The organism is Comamonas sp. JUb58 (assembly GCF_004364775.1).
In the GTDB taxonomy this organism is placed as follows: Bacteria; Pseudomonadota; Gammaproteobacteria; order Burkholderiales; family Burkholderiaceae_C; genus Comamonas.
In genome coordinates this window covers 464,640-490,967 of the sequence record NZ_SOAL01000001.1, presented here as the reverse complement: position 1 = coordinate 490,967, position 26,328 = coordinate 464,640, and the positions used below count along the sequence as shown (strand labels likewise).

Sequence of the window (26,328 nt, the reverse complement as noted above, 5' to 3'; positions counted from 1 at the left end):
TCAGTAGGCGCTCAGGTTGAGCTCGTCAAACAGCTCGCTGTAGATGCGGTAGCGGTTTTCGCTGATCGGCAGCTCGGCATGGCCGTTTTGCACGGCGTTGATCACGCCGCAGCCGGGCTCATGCAGATGGCTGCAGTTGTAGAACTTGCATTCCTTGGCATGGGCGCCGATGTCGGGCATGCAGGCGGCCAGCTGCGTGGGCGCAATGTGGTACAAGCCAAACTCCTGGAAGCCGGGCGAGTCGATCAGCGCGGTCTTGCGCGCCTCATCCACCCAGTACAAGGTGGTGCTGGTGGTCGTGTGCTTGCCGGTGTTCAGCGCCTGCGAGATCTCGTTGGTCGCGACATTCGCGCCTGGTATCAGCAGGTTGATCAAGGTGCTCTTGCCGACACCCGAGGGGCCGAGCACCAAGGTGGTCTTGCCTTCGAGCAGGCCGTAGATGGCATCGCGGTCTTCCTCGTCGGCGCCTTCCAGCGCGAAGGGCAGCACCATGTAGTGCGGCGGGTCTTCGGCCTGGTCGCGCATCGTGCGGTAAGGCTCCAGCCGTTCCCAGGCGCGCAAAAAGGGCTCGCCCAGATCCATCTTGTTGAGCGCGATGATCGGCGTGATGTGCGCCGCCTCGGCCGCGATCAGCGCCCGTGCCAACTGCACCTCGCTGAAGACGGGCTCGGCCGCGATCAGGATCAGCAGCTGGTCCAGGTTGGCGGCAAAGGTCTTGGTGCGGATGTCGTCCTGGCGGTAGAAGACATTGCGGCGCTCCAGCACTTTCTCGATTGTGCCCTCATCGCCCTGGCCGGGCGGCGGGGCCAGCCAGCGCACCTGGTCGCCGACGACGGCCTGGCTCTTCTTGCCCCGGGGGTGGCAGATGCGGCGCACGCCGTCCGGGGTTTCCACCACGCAGTGGCGGCCATAGCTGGCGACGACCAGGCCGGTCTGGGTACCACTCTGGCTGGGGGCGCTGGCGCGTCTTGCAGGTTTTGCCATGGCTCTCAGGCCAGCTGCAGCATGGCTTCGATGCGGCGCGCGCATTCGAAGTCGGTGACCGACAGCCCATGCACATCATGGGTGTTGAAGCGCACCATGCAGCGGTTGTAGTGCACCGACAGGTCCGGGTGGTGGTCCTGCGTATGGGCCACCAAGGCCACGCCGTTCACAAAGGCCATGGTTTCGTAGTAGTTGGCAAAGCGGAAGGTCTTCTCGATGGCCACATCGGCGCCATCACCGCTCAGCACCCAACCGGTCAATTGGCTCAGCTGTGTCACCACCTCGGAGGCGGACAGCGCGCGGCGGCTCTGGGTGGACCAGTCTTGTTTGGGCAGATGGGTTTCAGTCATGGGCCAATTGTTGCATGTGGCGGATACGCTCTACGGCAGGCGGGTGCGAATAGTAATAGCGCACATAGACCGGATCGGGCGTCAAGGTGGAGGCATTGTCCTCGTAGAGCTTGAGCAGGGCCGACTGCAGATCGGCGGCACGCGTCTGTTGGACCGCATAGGCATCGGCCTCGAACTCATGCTTGCGTGAGGACTGCGCCATCAGCGGCGAGACAAAGCTGCTGAACACCGGTATCACCAGCATGAACAGCAGCAGCGCCAGCGCATCGTTGGGGCTGGAGCCGGGGACGCCTGGGATGTTCAGGTTGGGCGTGACGCCCAGGCCGGTATAGAACCAGCCCTGCTGCGACAGCCAGCCCAGCAGCGCAAAGCCCAGCAGGGTCAGGCCAAACAGGCCCAGCATGCGCTTGATGATGTGCTTGTGCTTGAAGTGGCCCAGCTCATGGGCCAGCACGGCTTCGACCTCGTCGCCATTGAGCTTTTGCAGCAAGGTGTCGAAGAACACCACGCGCTTGCTGGCGCCAAAGCCGGTGAAATAGGCATTGGCATGGGCGCTGCGGCGGCTGCCATCCATCACGAACAGGCCCTTGGCCGCAAAGCCGCAGCGCTGCATCAAGGCCTGCACGCGGGCTTTGAGGCTCTCGTCCTCCAGCGGCTGGAACTTGTTGAACAGCGGTGCGATGAAGGCCGGGTAGATGACCATCAGCAGCAGGTTGAAGCCCACCCAGAAGGCCCAGGCCCAGAGCCACCACCACTGGCCGGCCGATCCCATCAGCCACAGGATGACCGCCAGGATGGGCAGGCCCACCAGCGCACCCATGGCCGTGCCTTTGAGCAAATCGGCCAGCCACAGGCCTGGCGTCATCTTGTTGAAGCCAAAGCGCTGCTCCAGCACAAAGGTCTGGTAGTAGCTGGCCGGCAGGTCGATGAGGCCGCTGATCAGCGCAAATGCGGCAACCAGGGCCAGCTGCTGCCACATGCCGCCGCCCATTGCATCCAGCAGACTGGCGTTGAGCAGATCGAGCCCGCCCAGCAAGGTCCAAGCCAGCAAGGTGATGGTGCCAATCGCCAGGCCCAGCAGGCCAAAGCGAGTCTTGGCAATCGTGTAGTCGGCCGCCTTGTGGTGGGCCTCCAGGCTGATGCGGTCGGCAAAGAGGGCGGGGACGGCATCGCGGTGGGCAGCCACATGGCGCATCTGGCGGCTGGCCAGCCAGAGTTTGATCAGCACACTGGCAGCCAGTGCAATCGCGAATATCAGGGTGAACAGCAGCGATGGAGTCACAAGTGGGGGTGTTGGTGGGCGAATACCGGACAGTGTAGGGCATAGGCGACAATCGCCCCCATGCAAAACAAGAACACCCTGGATACGCCACCCAACCCCGTGCCCGAGCTGGCCAAGTCCGATCTGAACCTGGTCTGGCTGGACTGCGAAATGACCGGTTTGAACCCGCTGGAGCACCGTGTGATCGAGATCGCGCTGGTGGTCACCAATGCCGATCTGAGCGTGCGCGTGGAAGGGCCCGTGATTGCGATCCACCAAAGTGACGAGGAGCTGGCCAAGATGGATGCCTGGAACCGGGGCACCCATGGCCGCAGCGGGCTGACCGAGCGGGTCAAGGCCTCAGCGATTGACGAGGCCGCGGCGCAGGCCGAGGTGCTGCGCTTCATGAAGCGCTATGTGCCCAAGGCCAAGGTGCCCATGTGTGGCAACAGCATTGGCCAGGACCGCCGTTTTCTGGCGCGCTACATGCCCGATCTGGAGGCCTACTTCCATTACCGCAATGTCGATGTGAGCACCCTCAAGGAGCTGGCACGCCGCTGGCGCCCCGAGCTGGTCAGCGGCTTCAAGAAGGCGCAAAAGCACACCGCGCTGGCCGATGTGCATGAGTCGATTGACGAGCTGCGGTACTACCGCGAGCACTTTCTGCAGCTCGCGCCCGCTGCCCCACAGGCCGCCGCTTGAACGTGGTTTTTTCGGGGCATTGACCCTTGGGTCTGCGGGAAAACCCCAGATCGTGCGATAATTCGCGCTTCCCCGCCAAAACTGGCGGTTGATACGCACATCTCCCTTCATTCTCTGGGCGTCCAGGCCATGCGATTCGCAGCATGGCCGATTTGAACAAGCCCGCGGCAATCTGTATGGCCGTTACCGTTTGATGGTTGATGTTTTTAAACCATGAACGGTACGGAACTGCGTCGCGAAACGCGCAGTGGCCGGCCTATTGCTATTGTTCAAAAATGACGCAAGACCTCCATCTGCAGGGCGAAACCGCGCCTGCGCAAAACACCGTTGACGCTAACCAAGAGATCGTCAATACCTCCCCCTTGTCCGCTGAAGCCATCGACGCTTCGCAAGAAGGCAACACCGAGCTGGTGGCTGAGGCCGAAGCCGAAGCGCTGCCTGAAGAGCCAAATGGCTTTGTCGAGCTGGGCCTGGCGCCCGAACTGGTGCAAGCCGTCAAGGATCTGGGCTACACCCAGCCTACCGCTGTGCAACTGCGCGCCATTCCTTTGGCGATGATTGACGAAGGCGACGACAACCAGCATTTCACCGACCTGATGGTGTCGAGCCAGACGGGTTCCGGCAAGACCGCCGCCTTCCTGCTGCCCGTGCTGCACACCCTGATCCAGCAACAAGGCCAGGCCGAAGCCGAAGAGCGCGCTGAACACGAACGCCTGGTCGCAGAAGCCCTGGCCCGTGGTGAGCAAGCGCCCAAGCGCGCCAAGCGCAAGAACCCGCTGAGCCCCCGCAACTTCAAGGCCGCCCAACCTGGCGCCCTGGTGCTCTGCCCCACCCGTGAGCTGGCCCAGCAAGTGGCCCACGACGCGATTGAGCTGGTGCGCCACTGCCGTGGTCTGCGCGTGGCCAATATCGTCGGTGGCATGCCTTACCAACTGCAAATCGCCAAGCTGCAAAACGCCGATCTGGTCGTGGCAACGCCTGGCCGTCTGCTGGACCTGCAGCGCTCGATGCAGATCAAGCTCGACAAGGTGCAGTTCCTGGTGGTGGACGAGGCCGACCGCATGCTGGACCTGGGCTTCTCCGACGACCTGGCCGAAGTCAACCAGCTGACCGCCCAACGCAAGCAAACCATGATGTTCAGCGCGACCTTCGCGCCCCGCATCCAGCAGTTGGCCATGCGCGTGATGCATGACAACGGCGCCAGCGTGCAGAAGATCACCATCGATTCGCCCCAGGAAAAGCACGCCAACATCAAGCAAGTGCTGTTCTGGGCCGACAACTCCCAGCACAAGCGCAAGCTGCTGGACCACTGGCTGCGCGACGCCTCGATCAACCAGGCCATCGTGTTTGCATCCACCCAGGTGGAATGTGACGGCCTGGCCAACGACCTGCAGCAAGAAGGCTTCTCTGCAGTGGCACTGCACGGCGCGCTGAGCCAAGGCCTGCGCAACCGCCGCCTGATGGCACTGCGCAATGGCCAGGTGCAGATCCTGGTGGCGACCGATGTGGCTGCCCGTGGTATCGACGTGCCCACGATCACCCACGTGTTCAACTACGGTCTGCCGATGAAGGCCGAAGACTACACCCACCGCATTGGCCGTACCGGCCGTGCTGGCCGCTCGGGCCTGGCGATCACCTTCGCCGAGTTCCGCGACCGCCGCCGTGTGTTCGATATTGAGGCTTACACCAAGCAGCAGTTCAAGCCGGAAGTGATTCCAGGCATGGAGCCGCAGCAACGCTTCCCCGCACGCAGCGAAGGCCCTCGCGGCGCTGGCCGTGGTGGTGACCGTGGCCGTCCAGGTGCTGGCCGTGGTGGCGAGCGCCGTGGTGGTGGCGGCTTTGGTGCCGACCGTGGTTTTGGTGGCCGCCGTGATGGCGAAGGCTATGGCCGCAAGCCAGGCTTTGGCGAGAACGCTGGTTTTGGTGGCGCTCCACGTGGTGGCGACAGCCGTCCGCGTTTCGAGCAGCGCGATGACCGCGCGCCACGCTTTGAGCAGCGCCCTGACCGTGGTGGCGACCGCTTCCAGGACCGTGGCCCGGACCGTTTCCAGGATCGTGGCACTGATCGCTTCCAGGACCGTGGTGCAGACCGCTTCCAGGACCGCGCACCCCGCCCCGAAGGCCGTAGCTTTGACCGCGCCCCTGAGCGCCGTGGCGACCGCTTTGGCGGCGACAACCGTGGTGCTGACAGCCGCGGCCCACGCAGCCCAGCCCCCCGCCACGCCGGTGGTGGTGACTTCGCCCAGCGCCGTCCAGGCGGTGAAAACCGCTTTGGTGGTGAGCGCGGTGGCCGTCCCTACACCCCCGCTGGTGGTGACCGCAAGCGCACCGAGCGCAGCCGTTAATCAACGCATCGCGCAATGACAAAGAGCTTCCCGAGGGAAGCTCTTTTTTTATGCCTGTTGCACAAGGCGGCTGCTGGATGGTGAGTGCTGAGCGCCCCCTTGGGCGCATCCGTCAGACTTTGAACAGGTGCTCAGACCGCATTGTGGCGGCCGATATCGGGCCAGCGGTGGTGGAAATAGATCCAGCTGAACAGGCCGGTCAGCATCAGGCCCATCGATGCAATGGCCAGTGCCACGGTGGACTGCATGACCAGAGGCGCGAGCACGCCCGCGACGATGCCATTGGCGACCGAGGTGACGACGGCCTGCAGCGAAGAGGCCAGGCCCCGGCGTTCGGGGTGCAGGTCCAGCACCAGCAGGGTGACCACCGGGGTCATCAAGGCCCAGCCAAAGGAGTAGATGCCCAGCGGCAGCAAGGCCCAGGCTGGGTGCGGGGGCAGTACCAGGTTCAGCAGCAGGTAAATGCAGGAGGTCAGGAACATGATCAGAAAGCCGTGGCGCACCTGGCGCTTGGGCGGAATCTTGCCCGCCAGCCTGCCGCTGACCCAGGCGCCCAGCATGATGCCGCCGATGGTGCAGATAAAGAACCAGAAGAACTGGGTCGGCTGCATGCGCATATGGGTGCCGAGGAAGGTGGGGGCCGACAGGATATAGATGAACATGCCGTTGAAGGGCACGCCGCTGGCGGCGGCCAGCAGCAAGAAGCGTGGGCTGCTGCACAGCTGCCAGTAGCCGCGCATGAGGTTGCGCACATCAAAGGCCTGGCGCTTTTCGGGCGGCAGGCTCTCGGGCAGCAGGCGCCAGTTGTAGGCCCAGAGCAGCGCGCCAATCACCGTCAGCAGCCAGAAGATCGATTGCCAGCTGGCGTAGGCAATGAAGACGCCGCCAATCATCGGGGCCACCGCTGGCGCGATGCCAAAGTAGATGGTGATCTGGCTCATCACCCGCTGGGCCTGGGCGGGCGGGAACAGATCGCGCACCACCGCGCGCGAGACCACAATACCGGCGCCCGTGGTGCAGCCTTGCAGTGCGCGGAACAGGATCAGCTGGCCAGGGGTCTGGGCCAGCGCGCAGCCCGCCGAGGTCAGCGCAAAGGCGGCCAGGCCCCAGAGCACGATGGGGCGGCGGCCAAAGCTGTCCGACAGCGCGCCATGGAACAGGTTCATGAACGCAAAGCCGAACAGATAGGCCGACAGCGTCTGCTGCATCTGCAGCGGCGAGGCGTTCAGCGATGCCGCAATGCCGTCAAAGGCGGGCAGGTAGGTGTCGATCGAAAACGGCCCCAGCATGCCCAGCAGCGCCAGCATGACCGCCAGAATCCATTGGGGTGTGGGCTGGGCGGATGCGTCTGCGGGGCGTGGTGGGTTCATGGCCAGCGCGCCACCGGCCGTGGGCAGGGGGCGTCGTCAAATAAGGGGGGTAAAGAGCCTGGGCTGCTGCAGCCTTGGGTGGGTCCAGTGCGCAAGCAGCAGGCGCTGAGCTTAACCCAAGCGCCTGCGCCATGCAGCCGCTGAGCTTAACCCAAGCGCCTGCGCCATGCAGCCGCTGCGGTATGGGTCTGGGGGCTGCGCCTCAGCGCGGCTGCACTTCGTCGGGCAGCATCGCGGCGATGATGTCCAGGGTGTCGAGCATTTGCGAGGGGTTGCGCGGATCGGCGCTGAGCACGGGCACGGCGCATTCGGCATGGGCAGAGAGGCGCACGGTGAACATCTCCTGCTGCGCAGCCGATGCCGGGCGCGCAATCAGCACCACGATGGCCTGGATATTGGGTGCCGCATGGCATTGCTGAATCAGGTCGATGGTCTGCTCCATCGCATGGGGCTCGTGGATATCGACCATGACGATGGCGCCAAAGGCCAGCGACAGCGCCCATTCACGCACAAAGTCGTAGCGCTCCTGGCCGGGGCAGCCGTAGACCTGCAGGGTGTCCTCATCGTCCAGCTTGATTTCGCCAAAATCCAGGCCCACCGTGGTGGTCTCTTTCGCGTGGGCCTGCTTGTCCAGATTGGGGACATCGCACTCGATGGCCAGGCTGCCGCAGAGGCTGCGGATCGCTGTCGTCTTGCCGATGCCCATGGGGCCCAGCAGCACGATGCGTTTGATGGGGTGGTGCATGAGGTCCTCCCGTCAGTGGTTCAGTGCGGGTCGCTGGCCCGGTTCTGGTGGATCCAGCGGCTCAGTTGTCGGAAAAGGCCCAGCTTGGCCGCGGCTGCCGGGCTGGGCTCGGCGGCGTGGGGGGCTGGGGACGCAGGGGTGGCCATGGCCACCGGCTCAGCCGTTGCAGTTGGCGCGGTCTCTACCAGCACGCCCTTGCCACGCAGCACCTGCAATACGCGCAGGATCTCGCCACGCTCCAGCTGGGTGCGTTCGGCCAATTCATCGAGGCCACGGTCGCCGGAGATCATCGCCGCCAGCAGCTGTCGGTGGGCCTGGCCGGCCATGCTGCCGGTCAGCTGGGTCCAGCGCTTGATGCGAAAACGGGTGCCGGGAGCGGGCAGGTTGCCCAGCGCTGCGGCAGGGGTTGCCGTGGTCGCGATCGGGGCTTCTACCACGGGCTCAGGCTGAGGCTCGGCCACCACCAGGGTTGGCTGGCTCAGGTCGGTGGCCTTGAGGAAGGCGGCGTCCGGCGTCTTCACCTGCACATCATGGCCCAGGCTCATGCCGTGCTGGCGGCGTGTCTTGAGGGTTTCGCGCAGCCGCTTGCCGTGGGCCTGCACGCTGATATGTTCCAGCAGCTGGGTCAGGCGCCCCACGCTGTAGTCGGGTGGGAGTTGGGCGTCGATCTGGTCCGGCCATTGGGCGCGTGCGGCCTGGGCCTGGTCATCGGTGGCAATCAGCAGCACAAAGGAGTTGTGCGAGCGGTTCTGGATGGCACCGGGCGCGCTATGGGCGTCGATCACCCACAACTCAGTGGCGGGCTTGGCGGTCTGAGAAGGCTGTTTGTCGCGCCAGTGCTTGGCGGCGACTTCAAACAAATAGCTAAAGCGCAGTTGATGGGCTTCACTCAAATGGGCGGCATGCAGGATCAACTCGGACATAACAACTCTCCCTGGCACATTCACCTTCAAGCTTTGCAGAAGCAGTAGTTCGTGCAAAGCGGGTGCCTAGCATGGACGTTGTTCCATTTTCAAAGCTTGTAATAATATGTCAATATCTCAGATATATTAATAATGCGCTATTGATGGATCGCAACTATGTTGCGATCTCTGTGCCAGATGTAGCGCACGCGTGCCTGAAAAGTGTAACTAGCTTTCTTGGCAGCCATGTGGCGAAGCGCTTGGTACACCGCAGAGATGCATGCCAAGGCTTATTTAGTATTCAAATAAACAACAGGCCTGCTCAGGCCTGTTGCTGTATTCGCTCAGTGTTGGTGCTGGTGACCGCCTGCAGCGGCTGGCTGGCCAGCGGCTGCCGGGGCCAGTGCGCGGATGGTGGCGCTCACGGCAATGCTTTCCTTGGCGCCATCGGCATGCACCACTTCCAGGGTCAGGTCGACGTTCTCGCCGGCAACCAGCGGCTTTTTCAAGCCCATCAGCATGATGTGGTACCCGCCGGGCTTGAGGCTCACAGCCTGGCCATTGGGCAGCTTGACGCTGGGCACGGCCCGCATCTTCATCACGTTGTCTTCCATGCGCATTTCGTGCACTTCGGCGGTGCTGGCGGCATCGGTCTTCACGCCGACGAGCTGGGCATCGTCATGCGCCGAGCGCAGATCCATGAACACGCCGGAGGCCTGCTGCTGTGCGACCGTGGCACGCGCCCAGGGATTGCTGACCGTGACATGGGCAAAAGCGCTGGAGGCGGTTGCAAACGCAAAGGCGGCGAGCAAGGAGGGGAGCAGGGGGCGCATGGTAGGTGCTGAGAGAAATGTCGGAGGGATAAAACGGATTCCTGCATTCTACAAGCGCAGGGCCATCTTGGCCGGCTAGCGCTGCGGCTGGGTGCTAGGGTGAGGGATATGCGCGAGGAGAAAATAAAAAACGGCCTAGGCGGGAAGCCTAGGCCGTCAAGAGTGGTGGGCCCTGAGTGATTCGAACACTCGACCAACGGATTAAGAGTCCGCTGCTCTACCAACTGAGCTAAGAGCCCGAAACTGTCGCACCTTGGAAATGCTTTGTTTCGTCGGCCTGCGCGCTTTTTCGCAAGCCATAAAAATGTGGTGGGCCCTGAGTGATTCGAACACTCGACCAACGGATTAAGAGTCCGCTGCTCTACCAGCTGAGCTAAGAGCCCACATTTTTTGCTGTCAGCAGTGCGCTGCAGCAAGCCTTGTATTATGCACTAATTTTTACGCCTGCTCGGAAAAATACCAATATCAACCCTGATTTTTCCGGCAGGCCGGTTTCCGCAGAGGCAAAAACGGCCCGGACGCTGCCGGGCCGAGCCTGTCTGCTGCGGCGCGCGGCTTACATCAGCAGATGTTCGCCGGCGTTGTCGCCGCCCAGGATCACATAGTTCACCTTGCGGATGTCCATCAGGTGCTTGCCGCCTGCATAGCTGATGGAAGACTGCACGTCCTGCTCCATCTCGATCAGCGTGTCCTGCAGCTTGCCCTTGATGGGTTCGAGGATGCGCTTGCCTTCGACGTGCTTGTACTCGCCCTTGTTGAAGTCGCTGGCCGAGCCGTAGTATTCCTTGAACAGCTCGCCATCGAGCTCGACGGTCTTGCCGGGCGATTCTTCATGGCCAGCGAACAGCGAGCCGATCATCACCATCGTGGCGCCAAAGCGGATGCTCTTGGCGATGTCGCCATGGCTGCGGATGCCGCCGTCGGCAATGATGGGCTTGGTAGCCACGCGCGCGCACCACTTGAGTGCCGACAGCTGCCAGCCGCCGGTGCCAAAGCCGGTCTTGAGCTTGGTGATGCAGACCTTGCCCGGGCCCACGCCCACCTTGGTGGCATCGGCGCCCCAGTTTTCCAGGTCGATCACGGCCTCAGGCGTGGCCACGTTGCCGGCGATCACAAAGGCTTCAGGCAGCTTCTCTTTCAGATAGCCGATCATGTTCTTCACGCTGTCGGCATGGCCATGGGCGATGTCGATGGTGATGTATTCGGGGCAGATGTCGTCGGCCACAAAGCGGTCCACCACTTCGTAGTCGGCTTGCTTGACGCCCAGCGAGATCGACGCGAACAGGCCTTGCGACTGCATGGCCTTGGTGAAGGCGACGTTGTCGATGTCAAAGCGGTGCATCACATAGAAGTAGCCGTGTTGCGCCAAAAACTTGCAGATCTTCTCGTCCAGCACCGTCTTCATGTTGGCAGGCACCACCGGCAGGCGGAAGGTGCGGTTGCCCAGGACAACGCTGGTGTCACATTCCGAGCGGCTTTCCACGCGGCACTTGCGGGGCAGCAAAAGAATGTTGTCGTAGTCGAAGATTTCCATTTGATTCCAAGCTCCATAAAAGGTCGCAGCGAACTATTTCGCAGCGATGGGGCGCTTGGCTTGGAGACCGGTCGGGCAGGGCGCTTCGCGTCGGAAGAACCCTCTTTTGCGCTGTTGCAGACACAAAAAAACCGGGTCACAAGAAACTTGGGCCCGGTGACTGATTCTAGCAGCATGCACCGGCTTTGCAAAAGCCTTGCCGGCCGCTGCAGTATGTGCAGCCAGTGCCCCAGGTCGCCGGGCGCTTGGCTGGCGGGCGCCTCGCCGGTCCGCCGATCTCCCTACAATGCTGGGATGGATTCGAATGATTTGTTTGCGCTGCCGCCCGATGCGGGTGGTGCTGGGCATTTGCCGCTGCTCAATGGCCTCAACGACGAACAGCTGGCCGCTGCCACCTTGGAGGGCGGCCATGCGCTGATTCTGGCCGGTGCCGGCTCGGGCAAGACCCGGGTGCTGACCACGCGCATTGCCTGGCTGCTGCAGACGGGCCGCGCCACGCCCGGCGGCATTCTGGCGGTGACCTTCACCAACAAGGCCGCCAAGGAGATGCTCACCCGCCTGTCGGCGATGCTGCCCATCAATGTGCGCGGCATGTGGATCGGCACCTTCCACGGGCTGTGCAACCGCATGCTGCGCGCACATTACAAGTCGGCCAACCTGCCGCAAACCTTCCAGATCCTGGACACGCAAGACCAGCTTTCGGCGATCAAGCGCCTGTGCAAGCAGTTCCAGGTCGATGAGGAAGCACTGCCGCCCAAGCAGCTGCAGTACTTCATCAGCGGCTGCAAGGAAGAGGGGCTGCGCCCCTCCGATGTGCAGGCCCGCGACATGGCCGAGCGCAAGAAGGTCGAGCTCTACCAGCTCTACGAAGAGCAATGCCTGCGCGAAGGCGTGGTGGATTTTGGCGAACTGATGCTGCGCTCCTACGAGCTGCTGCGCGACAACCTGCCGATCCGCCAGCACTACCAGCACCGCTTCCGCCATATGCTGGTCGACGAGTTCCAGGACACCAACCGTCTGCAGTACCTCTGGCTCAAGCAGTTGGCGGGCGACATGGTCGGCGGCAAGTTCCAGTCCCACAGCAGCGTGATTGCCGTGGGCGACGATGACCAGAGCATCTATGCTTTCCGCGGTGCGCGCGTGGGCAATATGCAGGATTTTGTGCGTGAGTTCGAGGTGCGCCAGCAGATCAAGCTGGAGCAGAACTACCGCAGCTACAGCAACATCCTCGACAGCGCCAATGCGCTGATCAGCCACAACAGCAACCGCCTGGGCAAGAACCTGCGCACCGACCAGGGCCCGGGCGAGCCGGTGCGGGTGTCCGAGAGCGCCACCGACATGGCCGAGGCGCAGTGGATGGTCGAGGAGATCAAGTCGCTGATCAAGAGCGATGGCTTTGCGCGCAGCGAGATTGCCGTGCTCTACCGCAGCAATGCCCAGAGCCGGATTCTGGAAACCAGCCTGTTCAATGCCGGTGTGCCTTACCGCGTGTATGGTGGCCTGCGCTTTTTCGAGCGTGCGGAAATCAAGCATGCGCTGGCCTATCTGCGCCTGCTGGAGAACCCGCATGACGACACCAGCTTCATGCGGGTGGTGAACTTTCCGCCGCGCGGCATTGGCGCCCGCACCACCGAGCAATTGCAGGAAGGAGCGCAGGCCGCCGGTTGCTCGCTGTACGACGCGGTGACGGCCGTAGCCGGCAAGGCGGGCACTAAGCTGCAGTCCTTTGTGGCGATGATCGATGTGCTGCGTGAGGAAACCCAGGGCAAGACCCTGCGCGAGACCATCGAGCGCATGCTGGTGGTGAGCGGCCTGATCGAGCACTACCAGACCGAAAAGGAAGGTGCCGACCGCATCGACAACCTGGGCGAATTGGTGACCGCAGCCGAGAGCTTTGTGACCCAGGAAGGCTTTGGCAAGGATGCCGTGGCCATTCCGATCGACGAGCAGCAGGCCATGGGCGTGCCAGCCAGTGGGCAAAGCCCGGTCAGCCAGGGCCTGGACTCGGATGCACCTCTGCTCGACACCCCGCTGCCCGATGCGGCCAACCCGGCCATGGTGAACCCGGATACCGGCGAGACCTTGTCGCCGCTGGTGGCCTTTTTGACCCATGCGGCGCTGGAAGCCGGCGACAACCAGGCCCAGGCCGGCCAGGATGCCGTGCAGATGATGACCGTGCATGCCAGCAAGGGCCTGGAGTTTGACGTGGTCTTTATCGGCGGCCTGGAAGAGGGCCTGTTCCCGCACGAGAACGCGATGACAGACACCGGCGGGCTGGAGGAAGAGCGCCGCCTGATGTATGTGGCCATCACCCGGGCGCGCAAGCGCCTGTACCTGAGCACCTCGCAGACGCGCATGCTCCACGGCACCACGCGCTACAACGTGCGCAGCCGCTTCTTGGATGAGCTGCCCGAAGGCGCGCTCAAATGGCTCACACCCAAGCATTCCGGCTTTGGCAGTGGCATGGGCAGCCTGGCTTACGGCGGTGGCGGCGGCCGTTCGTCGGGTGGCGGCTATGGCGATTCCGCGCCCAGCATGTGGGGCAAAACCCCCGTGCCGGTGCAAAAGGCCGAGCCCGCGCATGGCATCAAAAAGGGCGCCAATGTGTTCCACAACAAGTTTGGCGAAGGCAAGGTGCTGGCAGTGGAAGGCACGGGCGACGATGCCCGCGCGCAGGTGAACTTTCCGCGCCATGGCACCAAGTGGCTGGCGCTGTCGGTGGCCAAGCTGACGGTGGTGTAAGCCTGCAGCGCAAGCCTGGCAGCGGTTGCTGGGATAGTGGCCACCAACCTCGGGCTTGCATTTAATAGTTGCATAGGATACTATATCGGCTGCTCATCGGCAGGCGCAGCCTTGCCGCGTCCCGGTCTGGCACCCCTGCCAGGACCTGCGCGAGCCGTCCCTGTACGCGCAGGGGCCGGCGCCCCTGCTGCTTCGCCGCTGCTGAGCCTCCACTTTCCTATCCCAGCCACACTGGCTGGCCGCTGAGCCGGCCAGGCTGCGCGTTGGCCAGTCGCTGGGTCGATGAGGATGCCCATGACCCCTGCCCGCAAGATCGATATCTCCACCCCGGCCGTTGGCCGCCACCAGGCGCTGTGCCATCTGCTGTCGCCGCGCCAGCTGCGCGACAGCACCCGTCTGCAGCCGCTGCCATCGCTGCACATTGCTCTGGTCGCGGCCATGCAGGCGGCACTGGCGGTGCTGCTGGCCTTGGTGGTGGCCCGTTTGTCGCCCTGGCCCCAGCTGGTCGGCCCTTTGGGGCTGGGCGCATTGGCGGCGCTGTTTGGCCGCTTTGCGGCGCCGGGCCGGCGCATGCGCATCGTCGGCATCTGCGCGGCCATGCTGTGCGCGGCGGTGTTTTTGCCCTCCCTCGCGTCCTGGGCCGGGTTGCCCGCCCAGGGCATGGTCTGGGTGCTGGCGCTGGTGGCTGGCGCGGCCACCTTGGCGGTCAGCCACTGGCGCCTGGGTGGGCCGGGCGCGGTGATTGTGGTGTTTGGCGCCGGTGCCTCGCTGGCGCCGGTGCACAGCGGGCAGCAGCTGCTGGAGCGGACCTTGGGCACCTTGGCTGGCGGCTTGTTGGCGGCCCTGGTCTGCTGGGCCACCGATGGCCTGCGCCACCAGGCTGTGCAGCGCGTGCAGCTGCCCGCACAGCCGCAGCGGCCCTGGCCGGCCGAGCTGGCTGCTGCCGGCCGCATTGTGCTGGGCGCTGGCCTGGCGGCCTGGGTGGCCCAGGCGGCAGGCTGGCAGCATCCAGCCTGGGCAGCGATTGGCGCCACGGCGGTAATGCAGGGCAGCCATCTGCACATCACGATGAACCGCGCGCTGCAGCGCATGGTGGGCACCATGCTGGGTGCGCTGGTCGCTGGTCTGATTTTGTCGCTGGAGCCGTCATTCTGGTGGATCGCCGCCTGCATCGTCGCGCTGCAGTTCATCACCGAGGTGAGCATTGGCTACAACTACGCCTTGGGCCAGATCACGGTCACGCCGATGGCCTTGCTGATGACGCATCTGGCCTCATCGCCGCTGGCGCCTTTGGCGATGCCGCTGGAGCGGGTGCTGGATACCGTGCTGGGCGCCGCACTGGGCATCCTGTTTGCGCTGGCACTGTCCAGCCTGGAAGACCGGGCGCACCTGCACCGCCTGCACCACGGCGAAGGCCCGCGGCCATGAAAAAAGCCCGGGCTGTGGGGCACAGGCCGGGCTTGGGTTATTCAGTAAATCTCAGAGCGCGACGCTGTCCGCTTGCTCCGGCGCTTCAAAGCAGTCGCGGAAGCTGAACACCACCGAGGTCAGGAACATCGTCGCTAGCATCAGCGAGCCAGCAATGGCGATGGCCGCCGCTGCCCAGGCGCCCAGCAGGGTACCCAGCAGCGCCGACAGCAAGGCCATGCCGATGCCAAAGCCGATGCCCACAGCCATCCAGGCCAGGCCAAACATTGTGAAGGCGCCAATATTGCGGCTGCAGGCGATCAGGCTGAAGAACACCGCCTTGATCGCGGGCACACGGTGCCAGTAGATCAGGCCAGGCGCATGCCAGAACAGCAGCGACAGCGGGATGTACAGCAGCATGGTGGCAAACATGGCCTGCTGGAAGGCAGGTTGCTCGACGATCTCGCGCGTGATCTCGCCGCCCATTAGGTTGAGGCGGGCGAACTGGCCGCCATCGAACAACGCCGAAAAGCCCAGCACCAGCAAGAAGGACAGCGCATAGAACACGCCCAGCACGACGAAGGAGCTGCGCCGTTCCTTATCGACACGCAGCGCAGCCAGCACCACCGGCAAGGTCGGGCGCGTGCCCTGGGCCGTCAACGCGGCGCCAATCATCATGCACAGGGTGGAGACGGGCAGCAGCGCCAGCGCGATAAAGGTGCCGGCAATCGGGATGGCGCCGATCAGGGACATCACCATCATCGACAGGAAGAACAGCGAGGTCAGGGCCAGGGCCTGTGTCTTGAAGGTTTTGAAGCCGTCTTGCACCCAGGTTACACCCTGGCGGGCAGTGGCGATACGAAGTTTCATGCACCAGCGCGCTGCAGCGCGGGCTGCAGCGATAAAAAATCAAAGGGGATGGCGCACTGTAACCCATGCGCCCAAGGCGCAGGTACCCATGTGGGCATGGGGTGCGCGGGCCTGCCCCGGTGGCTTGGAACAGGTTCTTAGACCAGCTGGTAAGGCGTGGCCAGGCGCGCACGCAGCACCCGCTCGAAGTGGGTCGGGTCGTGCGGCTTGAGCAGCGAGGCTTCACGTGGCAGGTAGAAGTCCCAGAGGCGCGAGATCCAGAAGCGCAGCGCGCCTGCACGCAGCATGGCATTGAGCAGCTCGCGCTCGCAGGCCTGCAGTGGGCGCACCGCCTGGTAGGCGGCCAGCAGCGCATCGGCACGCGCCTTGTCGATGACGCCGGTGGCCAGGTCGATGCACCAGTCGTTGATGACCACGGCAATGTCGAACAGCCAGGTATCGACACCGGCGAAATAGAAGTCAAAGATGCCGGTCAGGGTCTCGCCCTCGAACATGGCGTTGTCGCGGAACAGGTCGGCATGCACCGGGCCGCGTGGCAGCGCCGCATAGGCCGAGCTTTGCGCCACATGGTTCTGGTAGGCCAGCTCGCTGCGCAGCAGCTCGGCGGTGGCGGTGTCCAGGTAGGGCAGCACCACGGGCACGGTCTCGTTCCACCAGGGCAGGCCACGCAGATTGGGCTGCTGGCGCGGGTAGTCGAGCGCGGCCTGGTGCATCCTGGCCAGCACCTCGCCCAGTGACTGGCAATGCGCCGCCTGGGGCGCCAGCTGGCTCTTGCCGGGCAGCTTGCCGACGATGGCGGCGGGCTTGCCCTCGACCTGCAGCAGGATGTCGCCGGTCTTGCCATCGGCCTGAGGCTCGGGCACGGGCACGCCGGCCTTGGCCAGGTGCTTCATCAGGTAGAGGTAGAACGGCAGCTGGTCGGCGCGCAGGCGCTCGAACAGGGTCAGCACATACTCGCCCTGGCTGGTGGTCAGAAAGTAGTTGGTGTTTTCAATACCGCCTTCAATACCGCGCAACGAGACGAAATCGCCCAGCGGGACGCGTTTGAGCAAGGCCTTGGCAGCCTTGTCGGATACTTCGGTGAAAACAGCCATGGATATAGATCGTCAATACAAAAACAAGGCCAGCCGCAGTGGCTGGCCTGGCCCGCAAGGCGGGTGCAAAGAGGCGATTATCGCAAGCCTGCGTGAGCACAGGCTAATTGCTGTGGTATCCGGCTCAGAAATTGCCGATGTTCCAGACGCGCTTCTTGTTCTGCGTGTCGCCAAAACCGTCGGGGCGGGCGCGGGCGCCATCGGTGGGCTTGACCTCGTAGCCGGGCATATTGCCCATCTTGGGCTGCACATGGATGCTCTGGGTCTGGCCGCCAATGCGCACCTCGTCGATGCGGCTGCCCGCGTCTTCCACCCGGATGTATTCGGCCTTCTGGTTGTACTTGTCGTTCGCCGGCGCCGCGTCGGCAGGGGCTGCGGGCTGTGCGGCCGGCTGGGCTGCTGGCTGCTCGGCAGGCGCCGCGGGTTGCTGGGCCAGCGCAGGGGCTGCCAGCACCAGTGCCAGGGCCTGGGCGATGAAAGAAGTGGTAATTGCGCGCATGACTCAATTGTAAGTTGTCGCCCGGTGTTTGCGTACCGGGCACAATGTCAATATGCGTAATCCTCCTACTTTAGTGCTGGTGGACGGTTCCAGCTATCTGTACCGTGCCTACCATGCCATGCCCGATCTTCGTGCGGTTCCCGGCGACTCTGCCAGCCCGGCTACCGGGGCCATTCGCGGCATGATCAATATGATGCAGGCGTTGCGTAAAGACATACAGGCCGACTACGCGGTCTGTGTTTTCGATGCCAGCGGCCCCACCTTCCGCGACGAGCTCTACACCGAATACAAGGCCACGCGCTCGCCGATGCCCGACGACCTGCGCTCGCAGATCGCCCCCATCCACGAGGTGGTGCAGCTGCTGGGCTGGAAGATCCTGGCCGTGCCCGGCGTCGAGGCTGACGACGTCATCGCCACCCTGGCGCAGATGGCTTCGCAGCAGGGCATCCAGGTCATCGTCTCCAGCGGCGATAAGGACTTGAGCCAGCTGGTCAACGAGCATGTGACCATCATCGACACGATGAACGGCAAGCGCCGCGATGTGGCCGGCGTCACCGCCGAGTTTGGAGTGCCGCCCTCGCAGATGGTCGAGTACCAGGCCCTGGTGGGCGATACGGTGGACAACGTGCCCGGCGTCAGCAAGGTGGGCCCCAAGACGGCTGCCAAGTGGCTGGAGGAGCATGGCTCACTCGACCAGTTGATTGCCAAAGCCGACACGATCAAGGGCGTTGCTGGCCAGAACCTGCGCGATGCGATCGCCAGCGGCCAGCTGGCGCTGAGCCGCCAGCTGGTGACGATGAAGACCGATTGCGCGCTGGGCGACTACATCCAGGGCCTGCCCGCCTTTGATGGCATCACCCTGGGCGAGCCGAATGCCACCGGCCTGGCGCCTTTCTATGAGCAATATGGCTTCAAGGGCCTGGCCCGGTCGCTGGGTTCTGCAGCAGCGTCCGCTGCGGGCAAGGCGGCGGCTGCTGCCCCTGGCGGCCAGGCGGGTCTGTTCGACAGCGCCGATGCGGCGGTGACCGAGGTCGCCATCGAGGCCCAGCAGCGCGATGTGGTCTACCACACCATCCTGACCGAGGCCGATCTGGACGCTTGGCTGCTCAAGCTGCAGGCAGCCGAGTTGACGGCGCTGGACACCGAAACCGATTCGCTCGACGAAATGCAGGCCCGCATCGTCGGCATCTCGTTCAGTGTGCAGGTAGGAGAGGCGGCCTACATCCCGCTGCGCCATGAAGGCCTGGATGTGCCCGAGCAGCTGCCGATGGACCTGGTGCTGGCCAAGCTCAAGCCCTGGCTGGAAGACGCCAGCAAAAAGAAGCTGGGCCAGCATGTCAAATACGACCAGCATGTGCTGGCCAACCATGGCATCCGCGTGCAAGGCTATGCGCATGACACCATGCTGCAGTCCTATGTGCTGGAGGCCGACCGCCCCCACAACCTGGGCAGCCTGGCGCTGCGCCACACCGGCCGCACGGGCATCAGCTACGAAGACCTCTGCGGCAAGGGCAAGGGCCAGATCCCGTTTGCCCAGGTGCCGGTGGACAAGGCCGCCGCGTACAGCTGCGAAGACTCGGACCAGACCCTGGATGTGCACCGCGTGCTGTGGCCGCGCATCGAAGCCAACGCTGGTCTCGCGCATATCTATGCGCTGGAGATGGAGACCAGCGAGGCGCTGTTCCGCATCGAGCGCAATGGTGTGCGCATTGATGCGCCCGAGCTGGCGCGCCAGAGCAATGACCTGGGCCGCCGCATTCTGGCGCTGGAGGCCGAGGCCTATGAGATCGCTGGACAGCAGTTCAACCTGAGCAGCCCCAAGCAGCTCGGCGAGATCTTTTTTGACAAGCTGGGCCTGCCGGTGGTGAAGAAAACCGCCACCGGCGCGCGCAGCACCGATGAAGAAGTGCTGGAAAAGCTGGCCGAGGATTACCCGCTGCCGGCCAAGATCCTGGAACACCGCTCGCTGTCCAAGCTCAAGGGCACCTATACCGACAAGCTCGCGCAGATGGCGCTGCCCAGCGATGGCCGCGTGCATACCCACTATGCGCAGGCGGTGGCCGTCACCGGCCGCCTGTCCAGCAACGACCCCAACTTGCAGAACATCCCCGTGCGCACGGCCGAGGGCCGCCGCATCCGCGAGGCCTTTGTCGCGCCCGAGGGCAAGCTGATTGCCAGTGCCGACTATTCGCAGATCGAGCTGCGCATCATGGCGCATCTGTCGGGCGACGAGGCGTTGCTCAACGCCTTCCGCGATGGGCTGGATGTGCACCGCGCCACCGCCGCCGAGGTGTTTGGTGTGGCGTTGGACCAGGTCAGCAGCGAGCAGCGCCGCTATGCCAAGGTCATCAACTTTGGCCTGATCTACGGCATGAGCAGCTTTGGCCTGGCCAAGAACCTGGGCATCGAGACCAAGGCCGCTGCCGCCTATATCGACAAGTACTTCCAGCGCTACCCCGGCGTCAAGCGCTACATGGACCAGACCGTGGAACTGGCCCATACGCAAGGCTATGTCGAGACCGTGTTCGGCCGCCGCCTGGTTCTGCCCGAGATCAATGGCGGCAATGGCCCGCGCAAGAAAGCCGCCGAGCGCGCCGCGATCAATGCCCCCATGCAGGGCACGGCGGCCGATCTGATCAAGAAGGCCATGGTGGCCGTGCAGGCCAAGCTCGACGCGGACAAGCCCGAGGTGCTGGTCATCATGCAGGTACACGATGAACTGGTGTTCGAGCTGCCAGCCGCCGAGCAGGAATGGCTGCGCACGGAGATCCCGGCCATCATGGCCAGTGTGGCTGACCTGAAGGTGCCCTTGATCGCCGAGATTGGCTTTGGCCCGAACTGGGAAAAAGCGCACTGAGGCTGATGCCTTTAGCGCTGCCTGACGCAGGCAGTCGCTGAGGTTCCAGATGGACCGCCCCAAGCCCTGGCATCCGCCCAGGATTTGGGGCGGTTAATGCAACTGCGTTGCAACAAAGTGCTACCATGCGCGGCATGTTGGATGGGGCACGGGTGCCCGGTGGCTGCGCTGGCGCGTGGTTGCTGCACCGGATAGACGGCATTTTTTTGTTGAGCCGGCCCCGCTGAAGGATGGTTTCATGACTTTGATCGCAATCGTGCTGGCGACCCTTGCTGCCGGTCTGGGCAGCGTGTGGGTGGCCGCAGCGCTGATGCGCACAGGCATTGGCGGCCAGGGCAGCCGCTTTGGTGCCCAGCACCTGCTGAGCCTGGCCGCAGGCGCCTTGCTCGCCACCGCCTTTGTGCATTTGCTGCCCGAGGCTTTCGAGAGCCAGATCAACCCCAAGGCGCTGTTTGTGGTGCTGCTGCTGGGTCTGGTGTTTTTCTTCTTGCTGGACAAGGCCGAGTTGTGGCACCACGGCCATGAGCACCGCCATGCACTGCCCGAAGAGCGCGGCCATGCCCATGGCGAGCATGCAGATGCCGAGCACGCCGATGGCCAGCATGGCCATGCCCACCACCACCACGGCCACACGCACAACAACAGTGCGGGCGGCTGGTCGCTGCTGACCGGCGACAGCGTGCACTGCTTTGGCGACGGCATCCTGATTGCGTCGGCCTTCATGGCCGATATGTGGCTGGGCATTGTGGCGGCCATCTCGGTGCTGGCCCATGAGGTGCCCCACCATATGGGCGACCTGGTGGTGCTGTCGGGCAATGGCAGCCGCAGCCAGAGCAAGGTCGCCTTGCTCAAGCTGTCGCTGGCTGGTGCGGTGACGGCGCTGGGCGGCGTGGTTGGCTATTTCCTGGTCAGCTCACTGGCAGACTTTCTGCCGTACTTCCTGGCCATTGCATCGAGCAGCTTCATCTATGTGGCGCTGGCCGATCTGATCCCGCAGCTGCAGCGCCAGCTGACGGCCAAGCAGACGGTGCAGCAGGTGGTCTGGCTGGCCATCGGCATGGTGGTGGTGAGCGCGGTCAGCACCTGGGCGCATGGCGACCATGACCACCATGGCCATGCACACGGCCCGGCCGAGCAGCATGAGGCCCATGGCGCGCAGGATGCGCATGGTGACCACGACGGTCACAAGCACTGAGACAGAAGAAGCGGAAGGGTAGGGTCAACCTGCGCGCAGGCCACTGCCCTTGTTGGCCAGCAAGGCCCGCACCACCGGCAGCTGACGCCGCGAGACCAGCAGCACATCTGCAATGCCAAACAGGCGCAGCTGCCAGCCATCGCTGTCGTCCACATCACAGGCTTTTTCCAGACAGCGGATGGCAGACGGCGCCACCAGTGCATTGCGGTGCACGCGCAGATAGCGCTTGGCAAAGCGCGTTTCCAGATCGTTGAGGCTGCCGGACCACAGGTACTCGTGCGTGGCGGTGCGCACGGTCACATATTTCAGCTCGGATTTGAAGTACAGCACATCGGCCAGGCGCACCCGTTCGGTACGGCCCCGGTCGGTGATCAGCAGGGTGTCGGCGTCCAGATCGGGCTCGGGCTGAGCAGGGGCCTGGCGCAGTGCATGGGCCTGGGCAACCAGGGCCACCTTGTGCAGCGCGGCCGCCAGGCGCTCGCGCCGCACCGGCTTGGTCAGGTAGTCGGCGGCATTGACCTCGAAGGCGCTCAGCGCATGCTCGGGGTGGGCGGTGACAAAGACCACCGCAGGGGCCGGCGGCTGCTGCTGCAGCTGGCGCGCCAGCTCCATCCCGCTGAGCCCGGGCATGTGGATGTCCAGCAGCAGCACATCAAAGGCATGGCCCAAAGCGGCGGCGCTGGCCAGCGCCTGCAGCGCCTCGGGCGCATTGGCGGCCTCGTGCACGGCGGTTGGCGCTGGTGTCATCTCGACCAGCAAGCGCCGCAGCCGGCTGCGGGCCAGGGCTTCATCATCCACAATCAATACTCGCATGGGCGCCTATGCTAGCGGAGGCCGGGCCTGGCTGCCAACACCGGCCGTCGTGTATTTGCGCCCGCTCAAGCGGGGATGCTGATGCGCACCATGTAGATGCCGTCCTTGCTCGTGGCCTTGAAGTCGTACTCCAGGTCATAGAGCAGGCGCAGGCGCTTTTTCACATTCAGGATGGCCGTGCCGGTGCCGGCACGCCGCTCGGGCTGCGGGGCGCTGAAGGGGCGTGGCGTGGTGTTGATGATCTGGATCTGCACCATATTGCCCCTGCGGCGCGTGGCAATGCTGATGCGGCCATGGCCGTGGCTGGGCTCGATGCCGTGCTTGACGGCGTTCTCCACCAGCGGCTGCAGAAACAGCGGCGGCACGGTGGCGGCATCGGCGCGCGAGTCCAGGTTCCAGCGCACGGCCATGCGGTCTTCAAAGCGGATCTGCTCGATCGACAGGTAGCGGCGCGCCAGCATTACCTCCTCGGCCAGGGTGGAGGCCTCGCGCTTTTCGGTCAGCGCATGGCGGAACAGGTCGCTCAGGTCCTCCAGCATGGCCTCGGCCTTATGCGGGTGGTCTTGCACCAGCGCAATGGCGCTGTTGAGCGCATTGAAGAGAAAATGCGGGCGGATGCGCGCCTGCAGCTCGGCCAGGCGCGCGGTGGTGGCCGCTGGCGTGCGGGCCTGGGCACGCCATTGCAGGCCCACCACCACCATCGCCGCCAAAAAGCCGCCAGCCGCGGCGCTGGCCAGCCAGGCGGTTTGTGCGGACAAGGTGGCCCATTGGTAGAGCATGGCCGCCAGCAGCCCGCAGGCCACGCCCAGCGCGGCCCCGGCCAGGTACTGCACCCGCGTGCTGCAGCGCTGCAGCTGCTTTTTTTGCTGGCAGGCCAGCACCAGCCACAGCAGGCTGGCGGGCAGCACCACGGCGGTGAGCAGGGCCAGCTGAAAGAACCAATCGGCCAAGCCGTTGGCGCCAAAGGCAGCGGCAATCGCCACCACGGTCTCGACCAGGGCCACGGTGCGGCCGATCACGCTGGCGGTGCAGGCATCAAACACATAGGCCGTGCCGACGATGGCTTCGCGCGGGGCTTGATTAGTTGATGTTGCTGGCATGGTCGTGCAGGGTCGATAAAATCCTGGTTTTTCGCCCAGGGCTTCGGCGGGCCACAGGCACAGCACCGGAGGCTGTGTTTCCGCAGCGCAACTGGCAGCTTAACCCGAATATTGCGACCTTCATGTCTACACCACAAGCTTCGTCTCCTTCGCACAACCAGCTCGATTCCAAGTCCGAAGCCTGGTCGGCGCTGTTCTCCGAACCCATGAGCGATCTGGTCAAGCGCTACACCTCCAGTGTGTTTTTCGACAAGCGCCTGTGGCAGGCAGACATCCAGGGCAGCCTGGCCCATGCACAGATGCTCTGCGCCCAGAAGATCATCGGCGAGCAGGACCTGGCCTCCATCGAGCAGGGCATGGCACAGATCACCTCGGAGATCGAAGCGGGCAGCTTTGAGTGGAAGCTGGACCTGGAAGACGTGCACCTGAACATCGAAGCGCGCCTGACCCAGCTGGTGGGCGATGCCGGCAAGCGCCTGCACACCGGCCGCAGCCGCAATGACCAGGTCGCCACCGATGTGCGTCTGTGGTTGCGCGGCGAGATCGACCTGATCGAAGGCCTGCTGGGCGAGCTGCAGCTGTCCCTGGTGGAAGTGGCCGAGAAGAACGTCGATGTGATCCTGCCCGGCTTTACCCACCTGCAAGTGGCCCAGCCGGTGAGCTTTGCCCACCACCTGCTGGCCTATGTGGAAATGTTCAAGCGCGATGCCGAGCGCATGCTGGATGTGCGCAAGCGCGTCAATGTGCTGCCGCTGGGCAGCGCTGCACTGGCCGGCACCACCTACCCGCTGGACCGCGAGCGTGTCGCCCAGACCCTGGGCATGGAAGGCGTGTCGCAGAACTCGCTGGACGGCGTCAGCGACCGCGACTTTGCGATTGAATTCACCGCAGCGGCCTCGCTGTGCATGGTGCACATCAGCCGCCTGTCCGAAGAGCTGATCATCTGGATGAGCCAGAACTTTGGCTTTGTGCGCATTGCCGACCGCTTCACCACCGGCTCGTCGATCATGCCGCAGAAGAAGAACCCCGATGTGCCCGAGCTGGCGCGCGGCAAGACCGGCCGCGTGGTCGGCCACCTGATGGGCCTGATCACCTTGATGAAGGGCCAGCCGCTGGCCTACAACAAGGACAACCAGGAAGACAAGGAGCCGCTGTTCGACACCGTCGACACCCTGAAGGACACCTTGCGCATCTTCGCCGAGATGATCGGCGGCCAGGTGAACCCTGCGACCGGCGCCAAGGAAGGCGGTATCACCGTCAACGCCGACAACATGCGTGCCGCTGCGCTGAAGGGCTATGCCACCGCCACCGACCTGGCCGATTACCTGGTCAAGAAGGGCCTGCCTTTCCGCGATGCCCACGAGACCGTGGCCCATGCCGTCAAGCTGGCCTCGCAAAAGGGCGTGGACCTGACCGAGCTGCCGCTGGCCGAGCTGCAGGCCTTCAACCCCAATATCGAAGCCAATGTCTTCGAGGCACTGAGCCTGGAAGGCTCGCTGAACGCGCGCAACACCCTGGGTGGCACGGCGCCCGTACAGGTGCGTGCCCAGCTGGCCAAGCACCGCACGCGCCTGGCATAAGCCTTGCTTGAACGGTTCTTCTTCGATTCCTGAAAGCCCAGCATGTCCTTGCGCCGCCGCCATTTCTCCCAACAACTGCTGGCCGCTGCTGCGGCCGGGTGGCTGGCCAGCCCCAGCTGGGCGGCGGGCTACAACAAGGGCAAGCCGGTGCGGCTCTTGGTGGGCTTTCCACCAGGCGGCGGCACTGATGTGATCGCGCGCCTGCTGGCCGAGAAGATGAAGGACAGCCTGGGCACCTCGGTCGTGGTGGAGAACAAGCCCGGCGCCGGCGGCCAGATTGCGGCCCAGATCCTCAAGGCTTCGCCGGCGGATGGTGCGACCTTCTTCGTCACCCACGACCACACGATCTCCATCCTGCCCCAGGTCGTCAAGAACCCGGGGTTTGACCCGCATGCGGACTTTGTGCCGGTGGCTGGTTTTGCCAGCTTTGTCAATGCGATTGCGGTCTCCGACGGCCTGGGCGTGCGCACGTTCGAAGCCTATCTGCAGTGGCTCAAAAAGCAGGGCGGCAAGAGTGCGGTGGGCATTCCAGCGCCGGCATCGACGCCGGAATTTTTGGTGCGGGTGCTGAACCAGCGCTTCAAGACCGATCTGGTGTCCGTGCCCTACCGGGGCAGTGCGCCCATGCTGGCCGACATGATGGGCAACCAGATCCCTGCCGGCATTGGCTCGGTACAGGATTTCATCGAAAGCCACAAGGCCGGCAAGATCCGCGTGCTGGCCGTGCTGGGCGGCAAGCGCCAGCAGGCCTTGCCCGATGTACCCACCTTCAGCGAACTGGGCCTGCCGGGCCTGGAAGACATGCCTTATTACGGCATGTACGCCGCTGCCGGCACACCTCCCGATATGGTGCAGGCCGTATCGCAGGCGGTTGCCAAGGCCGTGGCCGCCCCCGATGTGCATGAGCAGCTGGTGGGCATGGGGCTGAGCGTGGGCTATATGACACCCGAGCAGCTGCTGGCACGCGAGCGTGCCTATTCGGCCGTCTGGACCCGCATCATCCGCGAAAGCGGCTTCCAGCCCCAGTGACCTTCACTGGCGCTGCTGGACAGCAAGGCATCCATCGGCAAAGCCTTGGCAAGCTATTAGCCTAATAAATAGCTTCTTCTTGTTGCTAAATGAAACACCCGGCTGCCCTAGGCGGC

Annotated in this window: 21 protein-coding genes and 2 tRNA genes; 8 read left to right on the top strand and 15 right to left on the bottom strand. The window is 64.1% G+C overall.

The features are described 5' to 3' along the window. Genes rsgA through EDF71_RS02170 form a run of 3 tightly spaced genes read right to left on the bottom strand, consistent with a single transcriptional unit; the run spans nt 1 to nt 2,640 of the window. Nucleotides 1-984: a ribosome small subunit-dependent GTPase A gene (gene rsgA / locus EDF71_RS02180; protein ID WP_133854970.1), complete on the bottom strand. Its 984-nt coding sequence runs from the start codon at nt 982-984 to the stop codon at nt 1-3. A 5-nt stretch (nt 985-989) separates the two neighbouring features. Further along, a complete protein-coding gene (locus EDF71_RS02175) occupies nt 990-1,334 on the bottom strand; it encodes a 4a-hydroxytetrahydrobiopterin dehydratase (protein WP_133854969.1) in 345 nt (114 codons plus the stop codon). Continuing rightward, the gene (locus EDF71_RS02170) at nt 1,327-2,640 is read right to left on the bottom strand and encodes a M48 family metallopeptidase (protein WP_133855024.1); all 1,314 of its coding nucleotides are present in this window, start codon (nt 2,638-2,640) and stop codon (nt 1,327-1,329) included. The genes EDF71_RS02175 and EDF71_RS02170 overlap by 8 nt, the downstream gene beginning before the upstream one ends. A 36-nt stretch (nt 2,641-2,676) precedes the next feature. Here EDF71_RS02170 and orn point away from each other — a divergent pair, with 36 nt between their 5' ends. Together orn and EDF71_RS02160 are read left to right on the top strand one after the other, a co-directional pair. Next, the gene (gene orn / locus EDF71_RS02165) at nt 2,677-3,297 is read left to right on the top strand and encodes an oligoribonuclease (RefSeq protein WP_133854968.1); all 621 of its coding nucleotides are present in this window, start codon (nt 2,677-2,679) and stop codon (nt 3,295-3,297) included. Nucleotides 3,298-3,572: 275 nt separating this feature from the next. Next, nucleotides 3,573-5,642 (top strand): DEAD/DEAH box helicase, encoded by a 2,070-nt coding sequence (locus tag EDF71_RS02160; protein WP_133854967.1) that lies wholly within the window; start codon nt 3,573-3,575, stop codon nt 5,640-5,642. A gap of 131 nt (nt 5,643-5,773) precedes the next feature. Here EDF71_RS02160 and EDF71_RS02155 read toward each other — a convergent pair whose 3' ends face one another. The 7 genes from EDF71_RS02155 to EDF71_RS02125 all read right to left on the bottom strand — a co-directional run bounded on the left by EDF71_RS02155 (nt 5,774) and on the right by EDF71_RS02125 (nt 11,026). After that, on the bottom strand, nt 5,774-7,012 hold the full coding sequence (locus EDF71_RS02155; protein ID WP_133854966.1) for a multidrug effflux MFS transporter: 1,239 nt from the start codon (nt 7,010-7,012) through the stop codon (nt 5,774-5,776). Nucleotides 7,013-7,214: 202 nt separating this feature from the next. Next, a complete protein-coding gene (locus EDF71_RS02150) occupies nt 7,215-7,757 on the bottom strand; it encodes an ATP/GTP-binding protein (protein WP_230772717.1) in 543 nt (180 codons plus the stop codon). Nucleotides 7,758-7,777: 20 nt separating this feature from the next. Further along, nucleotides 7,778-8,680 carry a hypothetical protein gene (locus EDF71_RS02145; protein WP_133854965.1) on the bottom strand — a complete coding sequence of 301 codons (903 nt, stop codon included), beginning with the start codon at nt 8,678-8,680 and terminating at the stop codon, nt 7,778-7,780. A gap of 323 nt (nt 8,681-9,003) precedes the next feature. Next, nucleotides 9,004-9,492, bottom strand: a complete 489-nt coding sequence (locus tag EDF71_RS02140; protein ID WP_133854964.1) for a copper chaperone PCu(A)C — start codon at nt 9,490-9,492, stop codon at nt 9,004-9,006. A 163-nt stretch (nt 9,493-9,655) separates the two neighbouring features. After that, nucleotides 9,656-9,731: transfer RNA gene (locus tag EDF71_RS02135), tRNA-Lys, on the bottom strand. Nucleotides 9,732-9,799: 68 nt separating this feature from the next. After that, nucleotides 9,800-9,875: transfer RNA gene (locus EDF71_RS02130), tRNA-Lys, on the bottom strand. 173 nt (nt 9,876-10,048) lie between these two features. Further along, entirely contained in the window at nt 10,049-11,026 is a 978-nt protein-coding gene (locus EDF71_RS02125) for a GMP reductase (RefSeq protein WP_133854963.1), read from the bottom strand. Between the two features lie 294 nt (nt 11,027-11,320). Here EDF71_RS02125 and EDF71_RS02120 point away from each other — a divergent pair, with 294 nt between their 5' ends. Further along, nucleotides 11,321-13,768 (top strand): UvrD-helicase domain-containing protein, encoded by a 2,448-nt coding sequence (locus EDF71_RS02120; protein WP_133854962.1) that lies wholly within the window; start codon nt 11,321-11,323, stop codon nt 13,766-13,768. 294 nt (nt 13,769-14,062) lie between these two features. After that, entirely contained in the window at nt 14,063-15,196 is a 1,134-nt protein-coding gene (locus EDF71_RS02115) for an FUSC family protein (RefSeq protein ID WP_133854961.1), read from the top strand. Nucleotides 15,197-15,247: 51 nt separating this feature from the next. Here EDF71_RS02115 and EDF71_RS02110 read toward each other — a convergent pair whose 3' ends face one another. From EDF71_RS02110 to EDF71_RS02100, 3 genes are all read right to left on the bottom strand, one after another. Further along, on the bottom strand, nt 15,248-16,045 hold the full coding sequence (locus EDF71_RS02110) for a BPSS1780 family membrane protein (protein WP_133854960.1): 798 nt from the start codon (nt 16,043-16,045) through the stop codon (nt 15,248-15,250). A 137-nt stretch (nt 16,046-16,182) separates the two neighbouring features. Continuing rightward, complete coding sequence (locus EDF71_RS02105) at nt 16,183-17,139, bottom strand: homoserine kinase (RefSeq protein ID WP_133854959.1); 957 nt, start codon at nt 17,137-17,139, stop codon at nt 16,183-16,185. Nucleotides 17,140-17,263: 124 nt separating this feature from the next. After that, a complete protein-coding gene (locus EDF71_RS02100; protein WP_133854958.1) occupies nt 17,264-17,638 on the bottom strand; it encodes a hypothetical protein in 375 nt (124 codons plus the stop codon). Between the two features lie 52 nt (nt 17,639-17,690). Here EDF71_RS02100 and polA point away from each other — a divergent pair, with 52 nt between their 5' ends. Together polA and EDF71_RS02090 are read left to right on the top strand one after the other, a co-directional pair. Next, the gene (gene polA / locus EDF71_RS02095; protein ID WP_133854957.1) at nt 17,691-20,495 is read left to right on the top strand and encodes a DNA polymerase I; all 2,805 of its coding nucleotides are present in this window, start codon (nt 17,691-17,693) and stop codon (nt 20,493-20,495) included. Nucleotides 20,496-20,733: 238 nt separating this feature from the next. After that, nucleotides 20,734-21,690 (top strand): ZIP family metal transporter, encoded by a 957-nt coding sequence (locus tag EDF71_RS02090; RefSeq protein WP_133854956.1) that lies wholly within the window; start codon nt 20,734-20,736, stop codon nt 21,688-21,690. A 24-nt stretch (nt 21,691-21,714) separates the two neighbouring features. On the opposite strand, the gene EDF71_RS02085 is transcribed toward EDF71_RS02090, so the two are convergent. Together EDF71_RS02085 and EDF71_RS02080 are read right to left on the bottom strand one after the other, a co-directional pair. Continuing rightward, on the bottom strand, nt 21,715-22,503 hold the full coding sequence (locus EDF71_RS02085; RefSeq protein WP_133854955.1) for a LytTR family DNA-binding domain-containing protein: 789 nt from the start codon (nt 22,501-22,503) through the stop codon (nt 21,715-21,717). 65 nt (nt 22,504-22,568) lie between these two features. Further along, on the bottom strand, nt 22,569-23,603 hold the full coding sequence (locus tag EDF71_RS02080) for a histidine kinase (protein WP_133854954.1): 1,035 nt from the start codon (nt 23,601-23,603) through the stop codon (nt 22,569-22,571). A gap of 122 nt (nt 23,604-23,725) precedes the next feature. Between EDF71_RS02080 and argH the strand changes: the two genes are divergently transcribed. Together argH and EDF71_RS02070 are read left to right on the top strand one after the other, a co-directional pair. Then, nucleotides 23,726-25,183 (top strand): argininosuccinate lyase, encoded by a 1,458-nt coding sequence (gene argH, locus EDF71_RS02075; protein WP_116927565.1) that lies wholly within the window; start codon nt 23,726-23,728, stop codon nt 25,181-25,183. Between the two features lie 42 nt (nt 25,184-25,225). Then, nucleotides 25,226-26,212, top strand: coding sequence for a Bug family tripartite tricarboxylate transporter substrate binding protein (locus tag EDF71_RS02070; protein WP_133854953.1), 987 nt, complete (start codon nt 25,226-25,228; stop codon nt 26,210-26,212). The last annotated feature ends 116 nt before the right edge of the window (nt 26,213-26,328 follow it).

Excerpts from the sequence above, each read along its gene's own strand:
- rsgA (WP_133854970.1), bottom strand. The coding sequence starts at position 984 with ATGGCAAAACCTGCAAGACGCGCCAGCGCCCCCAGCCAGAGTGGTACC.
- EDF71_RS02175 (WP_133854969.1), bottom strand. The coding sequence starts at position 1,334 with ATGACTGAAACCCATCTGCCCAAACAAGACTGGTCCACCCAGAGCCGC.
- orn (WP_133854968.1), top strand. The coding sequence starts at position 2,677 with ATGCAAAACAAGAACACCCTGGATACGCCACCCAACCCCGTGCCCGAG.
- EDF71_RS02160 (WP_133854967.1), top strand. The coding sequence starts at position 3,573 with ATGACGCAAGACCTCCATCTGCAGGGCGAAACCGCGCCTGCGCAAAAC.
- EDF71_RS02155 (WP_133854966.1), bottom strand. The coding sequence starts at position 7,012 with ATGAACCCACCACGCCCCGCAGACGCATCCGCCCAGCCCACACCCCAA.
- EDF71_RS02150 (WP_230772717.1), bottom strand. The coding sequence starts at position 7,757 with ATGCACCACCCCATCAAACGCATCGTGCTGCTGGGCCCCATGGGCATC.
- EDF71_RS02145 (WP_133854965.1), bottom strand. The coding sequence starts at position 8,680 with ATGTCCGAGTTGATCCTGCATGCCGCCCATTTGAGTGAAGCCCATCAA.
- EDF71_RS02140 (WP_133854964.1), bottom strand. The coding sequence starts at position 9,492 with ATGCGCCCCCTGCTCCCCTCCTTGCTCGCCGCCTTTGCGTTTGCAACC.
- EDF71_RS02125 (WP_133854963.1), bottom strand. The coding sequence starts at position 11,026 with ATGGAAATCTTCGACTACGACAACATTCTTTTGCTGCCCCGCAAGTGC.
- EDF71_RS02120 (WP_133854962.1), top strand. The coding sequence starts at position 11,321 with ATGGATTCGAATGATTTGTTTGCGCTGCCGCCCGATGCGGGTGGTGCT.
- EDF71_RS02115 (WP_133854961.1), top strand. The coding sequence starts at position 14,063 with ATGACCCCTGCCCGCAAGATCGATATCTCCACCCCGGCCGTTGGCCGC.
- EDF71_RS02110 (WP_133854960.1), bottom strand. The coding sequence starts at position 16,045 with ATGAAACTTCGTATCGCCACTGCCCGCCAGGGTGTAACCTGGGTGCAA.
- EDF71_RS02105 (WP_133854959.1), bottom strand. The coding sequence starts at position 17,139 with ATGGCTGTTTTCACCGAAGTATCCGACAAGGCTGCCAAGGCCTTGCTC.
- EDF71_RS02100 (WP_133854958.1), bottom strand. The coding sequence starts at position 17,638 with ATGCGCGCAATTACCACTTCTTTCATCGCCCAGGCCCTGGCACTGGTG.
- polA (WP_133854957.1), top strand. The coding sequence starts at position 17,691 with ATGCGTAATCCTCCTACTTTAGTGCTGGTGGACGGTTCCAGCTATCTG.
- EDF71_RS02090 (WP_133854956.1), top strand. The coding sequence starts at position 20,734 with ATGACTTTGATCGCAATCGTGCTGGCGACCCTTGCTGCCGGTCTGGGC.
- EDF71_RS02085 (WP_133854955.1), bottom strand. The coding sequence starts at position 22,503 with ATGCGAGTATTGATTGTGGATGATGAAGCCCTGGCCCGCAGCCGGCTG.
- EDF71_RS02080 (WP_133854954.1), bottom strand. The coding sequence starts at position 23,603 with ATGCCAGCAACATCAACTAATCAAGCCCCGCGCGAAGCCATCGTCGGC.
- argH (WP_116927565.1), top strand. The coding sequence starts at position 23,726 with ATGTCTACACCACAAGCTTCGTCTCCTTCGCACAACCAGCTCGATTCC.
- EDF71_RS02070 (WP_133854953.1), top strand. The coding sequence starts at position 25,226 with ATGTCCTTGCGCCGCCGCCATTTCTCCCAACAACTGCTGGCCGCTGCT.